Source organism: Sphingomonas pollutisoli (assembly GCF_029167165.1).
Lineage (GTDB): Bacteria > Pseudomonadota > Alphaproteobacteria > Sphingomonadales > Sphingomonadaceae > Sphingomonas > Sphingomonas pollutisoli.
In genome coordinates, this window is record NZ_JARFNJ010000034.1 from 2,499 (window position 1) to 8,633 (window position 6,135).

9 protein-coding genes are annotated in these 6,135 nt (G+C 61.4%); all 9 read left to right on the forward strand.

Annotated elements, in window-relative coordinates:
- Positions 1–142: 142 nt before the first annotated feature.
- Positions 143–676 carry a hypothetical protein gene (locus PX554_RS26145; protein ID WP_275504998.1) on the forward strand — a complete coding sequence of 178 codons (534 nt, stop codon included), beginning with the start codon at positions 143–145 and terminating at the stop codon, positions 674–676.
- Between the two features lie 23 nt (positions 677–699).
- The gene (locus PX554_RS26150; protein WP_275504999.1) at positions 700–1,071 is read left to right on the forward strand and encodes a phage tail assembly chaperone; all 372 of its coding nucleotides are present in this window, start codon (positions 700–702) and stop codon (positions 1,069–1,071) included.
- A gap of 17 nt (positions 1,072–1,088) precedes the next feature.
- Positions 1,089–1,262 carry a DUF6889 family protein gene (locus tag PX554_RS26155; protein ID WP_275505000.1) on the forward strand — a complete coding sequence of 58 codons (174 nt, stop codon included), beginning with the start codon at positions 1,089–1,091 and terminating at the stop codon, positions 1,260–1,262.
- Positions 1,263–1,268: 6 nt separating this feature from the next.
- Positions 1,269–2,954 carry a phage tail tip lysozyme gene (locus PX554_RS26160; RefSeq protein ID WP_275505001.1) on the forward strand — a complete coding sequence of 562 codons (1,686 nt, stop codon included), beginning with the start codon at positions 1,269–1,271 and terminating at the stop codon, positions 2,952–2,954.
- Positions 2,954–3,868: a phage protein gene (locus tag PX554_RS26165; protein ID WP_275505002.1), complete on the forward strand. Its 915-nt coding sequence runs from the start codon at positions 2,954–2,956 to the stop codon at positions 3,866–3,868. Before PX554_RS26160 ends, PX554_RS26165 begins: the two co-directional genes overlap by 1 nt.
- Positions 3,868–4,509 (forward strand): Gp138 family membrane-puncturing spike protein, encoded by a 642-nt coding sequence (locus PX554_RS26170; protein WP_275505003.1) that lies wholly within the window; start codon positions 3,868–3,870, stop codon positions 4,507–4,509. The genes PX554_RS26165 and PX554_RS26170 overlap by 1 nt, the downstream gene beginning before the upstream one ends.
- Before the next feature lie 524 nt (positions 4,510–5,033).
- The gene (locus tag PX554_RS26175) at positions 5,034–5,186 is read left to right on the forward strand and encodes a hypothetical protein (RefSeq protein WP_275505004.1); all 153 of its coding nucleotides are present in this window, start codon (positions 5,034–5,036) and stop codon (positions 5,184–5,186) included.
- A gap of 23 nt (positions 5,187–5,209) precedes the next feature.
- The gene (locus PX554_RS26180; protein WP_275505005.1) at positions 5,210–5,566 is read left to right on the forward strand and encodes a hypothetical protein; all 357 of its coding nucleotides are present in this window, start codon (positions 5,210–5,212) and stop codon (positions 5,564–5,566) included.
- Entirely contained in the window at positions 5,563–5,808 is a 246-nt protein-coding gene (locus PX554_RS26185; protein WP_275505006.1) for a hypothetical protein, read from the forward strand. The genes PX554_RS26180 and PX554_RS26185 overlap by 4 nt, the downstream gene beginning before the upstream one ends.
- The last annotated feature ends 327 nt before the right edge of the window (positions 5,809–6,135 follow it).

The window sequence follows — 6,135 nt, forward strand, 5'->3', positions numbered from 1 at the left end:
TCTGGGCGCTGACGGAACTGATGCTCGGCGATGAGGACGGATTCGATATCCGCATTTTCCTGCTGGCGAACGGCGCCAGCGTCGAAGAAGCCGATAAAGTGGCCGCACACGTCGCGTCGCAACACGCGGAAGGGCTGGCCTGATGCCCGTCGATGTCAAGGTTGTCCAGGACCGCACCAAACAGGTGAAAGCCGGCCTCAAGGCGCTGATACAGGATCGCGTGCTTGTCGGCATACCTTCGGAGAAAGCCTTTCGGGCACCCGAGCCGGGCGAGAAACGGCCGCTCAACAACGCAGAAATCGGATATTTGCAGGAGAACGGCGCGCCCGAAATCAACCTCCCTGCCCGCCCGCATCTGGTGCCGGGCGTGCAGCGTGTCCAACCGCAGATCGTGGCGGAATACCGCAAGGTGACGCTCAAGGCGCTTACGTCCGCCACCGATCCGGCCGGCTTCGTCCGCGCCGCCGAAACTCGGATCGGCTTTCTCGCCACATCCTCGGTCAAAAACCTGATCGCCGACGGCATCTCGCCCCCGCTGGCGGAACGCACGATCGCCGCGCGCAAGAAGCGCGGTCGTGACGGCGTGACACCGCTTCTCGATACCGGCGCCTACCGCAACAGCATCGATTTCGTGATCCGGCCGGCAGGCTCGGCGAAGCGGAAAAAGAAGAAGTGACCCTACCTCGAAAGGAAGACGACATGACCGACACAACCGAAATCAACGGCGTGACTTATCGCCTCGCCAAGCTCTCCGCGCTCGACCAGTTTCATATCCTCCGGCGGATCATGCCGATCGTCGGCGCGCTCGGCGCCAAGGGGGCGCAGGAACACGTCCTGGCGGCTCTCAGCCAGCTTTCGGACGAAGATGCCGAGTTTGTGCTGAACCGCTGTCTGGCGGGCGCCACGCGGCAGAACGGCGACAATTGGGCGCGGTTCTACATCGATGGCCGGCTGATGTTCGACGACATCAACCTGCCGACCATGCTGCAACTCGCGTTCGAGACGCTGAAAGGTCCGTTGTCGGATTTTTTTACCGGCCTCGGCTCGGTTTCGCTCCCAGCGGCGGCGTAGGCTTTGAACCGGTCGGCATGGCTGATGACGAGGATTGGCTGATGCGGCCAGCCCTCGCCGGCGTCTGTCGATACGAAAGCCTGATCGACGGGACACTCTCGCTCCGCGACGTGGCGAGGATGAACGACGCAATCATGGTGCGAAGTGAAAATGAAGCACGGGCGCACAAGGCGCTGACGACGAAAGGATAAGCTCCGATGGCTGACGATATCATCAAAGAATTTCTCGTCTCCATCGGAGTTGACGATAGCGGCGTCGCGAAGTTCGATAAGGCACTTTCCGACGTTGGGAAGAACCTCAAGGTATTCACCGAGATCGCGGCCGGAGCAACCGCCGCGATCTCGGTAGCTGTCGTCAAGGTCGCGAATGACTTCGACAAGTTGTATTGGCAGTCGAAGAACCTCGGGTCGTCTGTCGGCGATATCAAGGCCATTCAGTACGCTTTCGGCCAGCTTGGCGGATCAGCCGAGATGGCGAGTTCGGCGATGGCCTCGATCGCCAACTTCAAGCTCGCCTTCGGAGAGGGCGCAAACGGCCTCCTACGCTCGCTTGGCGTTGCGCCAGAGGATTTAAACGATAGCGCGAAGACGCTGATCGACCTTGAGAAGATTTTCCAGCGCATGGCGAAGCGCGGGCCTGACGGTCTGGCGCAAGCAAACGCATACGCCAATGCCATCGGGCTTGGCCCTGACTGGCTTCGTGTTGCTCTCCGCGATACCGGCCAGTTTGAGCAGCAATACAAACAAATGATCGGCAGCGTCGGCGTTGATTTGGATGATGTTGCCGATAAAGCTCACCGGGTACAAGTCCGACTTGAAGCGGTAAAAGCGCGCTTCGGGGTACTCTTCGACGCGGCAGAATTGAAGGTGTTGGAATACGTCACGCCACTCTTCGAAAAGATCGCCGCTAGCTTGGGCGATGTCGATACTCAGGCCAAAATCGCAAACGGTACGCTTCCGCTCTTCATAGGGCTGATTGGCGCGGCGGGAACGGCGGCGGTGATCGCGGCAGGGCCATATGTCGCACTGGCGGCAGCAATCGCGAGCGCGATCGCCACCTATCAGAATTGGGAATCGTATCAGAGCCTCAATCCCGAGGAAAAGGACCGATACAAGCAACAGTCCTTGGCGCGGATCAAGGCGATCCACGACGCCATGCAGGTCACATACGATCCGAAAACCGGCTGGCACGGCCCGGATATCAGCAAAGCTATGGGTCTGGCTGGCGAGGGTGTGGTCGCGGGCTTCACCGGCAGCGCGATCCGGGATGCTCGCAACCCTAGCGCTGGTGCGGCGCCGTCAGGCGGTGCCGGTGCCGCGCTCGCGGCCGGCACCGGCCAACAGATTGTCGATTACTTCAAACGCCAAGGCGCGAACGACATCGGCGCGCAGGGCATCGCGGCCATGCTTTTCAGCGAGAACGAGAGGTTCGACCCGAACGCCGCAAATCCGAAGTCTGGAGCGTGGGGCATTGCGCAATGGCTTAGCGCGGATCGCATCGCCGAATTCAAGAGGCAGTTCGGGCACGATATCCACGGCTCAACACTAGCCGAGCAACTTCAATTCGTTCGCCACGAGCTAACCACCAAGTATCGCGGTGTTTGGGACAGGATGAAGCGCGCGGGGAGCGCCCTTGAGGCAGCCCAGATCGGTATCCACGGCTACGAGGGACCGGGCACATACGACGAGATATCAGATGGGCGACGCGCCGCTCGATTCCTCGGCGTTCCCTACCAAAGCGCAACTGCTGGCCCAACGGTCAACCAAAATATCTACATGAATATCTCGGGAAACAATGCGCGAGAGATCGGAGAAACCGTGCGGGATAGTGTGGCAAACGCGACAAACCAAGCCGTCACAAACGCCAGTGTGTACCAGTTCTAATGGAAAATTATAAATTCTACATTCGCAAAGCAACGCTGCTACTTGGAGATGACCAGCGGGCGATAGACCTATCGCAGTTGCACTATAAATTTTCAGTCAAGATGGCTGACGTGACCCATCCGCAATATGCGGTCTTCCGCATATACAACATGAGCGACGACACGAAGGCCCAGATCAAGGCCAACGAATACCGGAAGATTCTTTTCTCGGCCGGATATGAAAACGGGCAGTTCGGGACGATTTTCGACGGCGAGGTGATTCAAGGCTTGAGCGGGCGAGAAAGCCCGGTGGATACCTACCTCGAATTGCTGTGCGCGGTCGGTCACTCATCCTATCAAGCGGGCATGAACCAGACACTGGCCGCTGGCGCGTCCTCCGGCGATGTCGCGCAAGCCGCCGCCGCCGCAATGGGGCGCCCCCTGCTCGACCAATCCACGGACAATGGCGTCAAGATGCCGCGCGGCCAGGTTCTTTACGGGCCGGCGCACGAAGTCCTGACGACCGCCGCGACGGAAAGCGGGGCCACATGGCACTATGAGGCGAGCGGCGTTGCCGTGATCGACGCGCAGAAGCCGAAAGCAGGCGACGATATCCCGATCAATATGCACACAGGTATGGTCGGATGGCCGCTCCAAACACAAGAGGGCGTAAACGTCCGATGTCTGCTCAATCCGCGAATTGCCGTTGGCCTTGTGATAGACCTGTACAATAGCTCAATCCAGCAAGCGCAGATTTCTCCGGCCCGTAACTTTGTAAACACGCTTCCAAAGCTCGATCCCGGTGGGAAATACAAGGTCTATTACTTCGAACACAGCGGCGATACGCGCGGAAACGAGTGGTACACCGACATAATCGGGCTGTCGCTCTCGAACGCTGGCGGACTTTCGACGCTTTATCAACGAGGGCTGAGCTAATGGACCCGCGCCAACGCCTCAACGATCCGACGCTTGCCCCCATGATGGAGGCCCGCAAGCGTCAGTCGCAAATGTGGACCGCCCTGCCTGGCATCATACAGTCGTTCGATCCGGCCAAGATGACGGCTGAGATACAGCCCTCAATCCAAGGGGTGGAGATCGACCCCCAGGCGGGCACGACCGCGAACAAGCCCCTGCCGCTTCTGGTCGATTGCCCGGTCTGCTTCCCCGGCTTCGGCGACGCGGTGCTGACGTTCCCGATCGCGCAGGGGGACGAATGCCTGATCCTCTTTTCGTCCCGCTGTATCGATGCGTGGTGGCAACAAGGCGGGGTACAGCCCCCGATGTCCTACCGGATGCACAGCCTATCGGACGGGTTCTGCATCCCTGGCGGCCGATCGCAGCCGAACGTTATCCCCAACATCTCGACGGGAACGGCGCAACTTCGGTCGCGAGATGGCGAGACGTTTATAGAGCTCGACCCGGCGGCGAAGAAGGTCCGCATCGTTGCAGAGGGCGGAATAGAGCTCGTCGGGCCGGTGAGCCTCGGCGGCGATGGCGGCGCGGCTGTGGCGCGCGTCGGCGATCCGGTGTCGGGCGGGGTCATCTCGACCGGCTCTGAGACGGTTACGGCGGTGTAGCTACCCAATTCGGGGCGGATATAGACGCGCGAAAGCAACCCCATTGGCGTGAGGTGGCTTGCGCTTTGATTTCAGTGAGCGCAGAATGCGCGTTGGGTGTGACAGCCCGGAACAGTGATAGGTATTCAGGCCCGTTGGCGCGGGGCGAAATACCGAAGAGCCGAGGGTGGATTGGCGTCCACCGCTCGCCGACGACTTATGTCGGGAGTGCGGGCGCCATGCAATAGCCTTCGGGTAAAAACGTCCCACCGGTCTCACTGTCCGGCTGTCACCCTCCCGGCAACCCGTCCGTCACGGGGAATGGCTGTGACAGGCCAACACAGTGAGAACGCCAACCATGCAACTATACAGGACGAATCCGCCCTCACGGGCTATCCCGCGCCACTCTGCCGAGGGAGGGCTTTCGGAGTTCGCGCGCGTCTGCCTCGTGCATTTCGCCGACCCGAGCGACCTTGAGGACATCGCTTCCATCTTCCTTGCCGCCGCTGCTGAAATACGCGGCCTCGGGGCAGTGGAGGCAGGCAATGCTTGATCTCCGCATCATCAACGCCGCGACACGCTGCGCCAAAGGCAGCGAGATCAGCTATCCGTGCAAAGCGCCCCGAGTCGTGCAGGATCACACCAACATGGCGGCGGCTTCCGCCGCAATCGTCGCCCGGATCGGGGGTGCGGCATGATCGCTCAGACCACCCGCCGCGCGATGCTCGGGGCGATCGCGATAGCGCCAGTTGCTGCCGCGCTCTCGGCCGGCCAAGCGGAAGCCGCGCCGTCAGACTCGCTGTTCTATCAGCGGCTCGCGGCCTTCGACCGGGCGAACGCCGAGTTCCTGCGATGTTGCGCTCCGGGTGTCCCGGACGAAATAGGCGACGAGGCGTGCGGCATTGCCGGCGACGCATACGGGCTGATGATAGAGACACCGGCCCCGGATTATCTCGCTCTTGTCAGAAAGATCGACGCGCTCGGGCGCTGGTCAAAGGAATGCGCATTGCCGCCGGATGAGGTGGCGATGATCGCCGAGGATGCCGCCAGATTGCTGGCGACTGGCGGCGTTGCATGAGCACCGCCTATGTGTCCGCCGCGCCCAAGGCGCGCACCGAGGGTGACATGCTGTGGCTGGAGTTGCAGTCTGGCGATGAAACGATGAGCTTCGCGCTCACGCGGAACGCTGCGTTAAATCTGTTGCGCGCCGTTATGCAAGAGACTCGCGGACCGCTGTTCGCCGCGGCCGAGGGCCAAATCCTGCCGTTCGGCAAACCCTCGCGCAAGCGTTCCGCGAAGAAGCGAGGCGCGAAGGCATGACCAACACCCAGCAGTCCCGCCGGGGCTTCCTCGGCCTGCCGTCGCCGCCGCACCCGCTGTTGCCCTCGCGCTCCCGATCGCGGCGCAACCAATCATCTATGAGGATTGGAGGACGAAGCCGTTCGAGCGTTGGTCCCGCGCTGATTACGTGGCGGAGGCGGAATTCAAGATCGCGATCTTGCGGGAACGCCTTGCCGAGACGGACAGCGACGCAATCGGGATAGGCACGCGAGCCGCGCTTGGTTGGTGGGAGGATGAGCTACGCGCGATCCTTGCTTCGCCAACCTACCCTGCCGCCACACGGTGAAACCTCGCCCGGCTCGCTTG

Coding starts and splice junctions, on each gene's coding strand:
- PX554_RS26145 (WP_275504998.1), top strand. CDS start 143: ATGCCCGTCGATGTCAAGGTTGTCCAGGACCGCACCAAACAGGTGAAA.
- PX554_RS26150 (WP_275504999.1), top strand. CDS start 700: ATGACCGACACAACCGAAATCAACGGCGTGACTTATCGCCTCGCCAAG.
- PX554_RS26155 (WP_275505000.1), top strand. CDS start 1,089: ATGGCTGATGACGAGGATTGGCTGATGCGGCCAGCCCTCGCCGGCGTC.
- PX554_RS26160 (WP_275505001.1), top strand. CDS start 1,269: ATGGCTGACGATATCATCAAAGAATTTCTCGTCTCCATCGGAGTTGAC.
- PX554_RS26165 (WP_275505002.1), top strand. CDS start 2,954: ATGGAAAATTATAAATTCTACATTCGCAAAGCAACGCTGCTACTTGGA.
- PX554_RS26170 (WP_275505003.1), top strand. CDS start 3,868: ATGGACCCGCGCCAACGCCTCAACGATCCGACGCTTGCCCCCATGATG.
- PX554_RS26175 (WP_275505004.1), top strand. CDS start 5,034: ATGCTTGATCTCCGCATCATCAACGCCGCGACACGCTGCGCCAAAGGC.
- PX554_RS26180 (WP_275505005.1), top strand. CDS start 5,210: ATGCTCGGGGCGATCGCGATAGCGCCAGTTGCTGCCGCGCTCTCGGCC.
- PX554_RS26185 (WP_275505006.1), top strand. CDS start 5,563: ATGAGCACCGCCTATGTGTCCGCCGCGCCCAAGGCGCGCACCGAGGGT.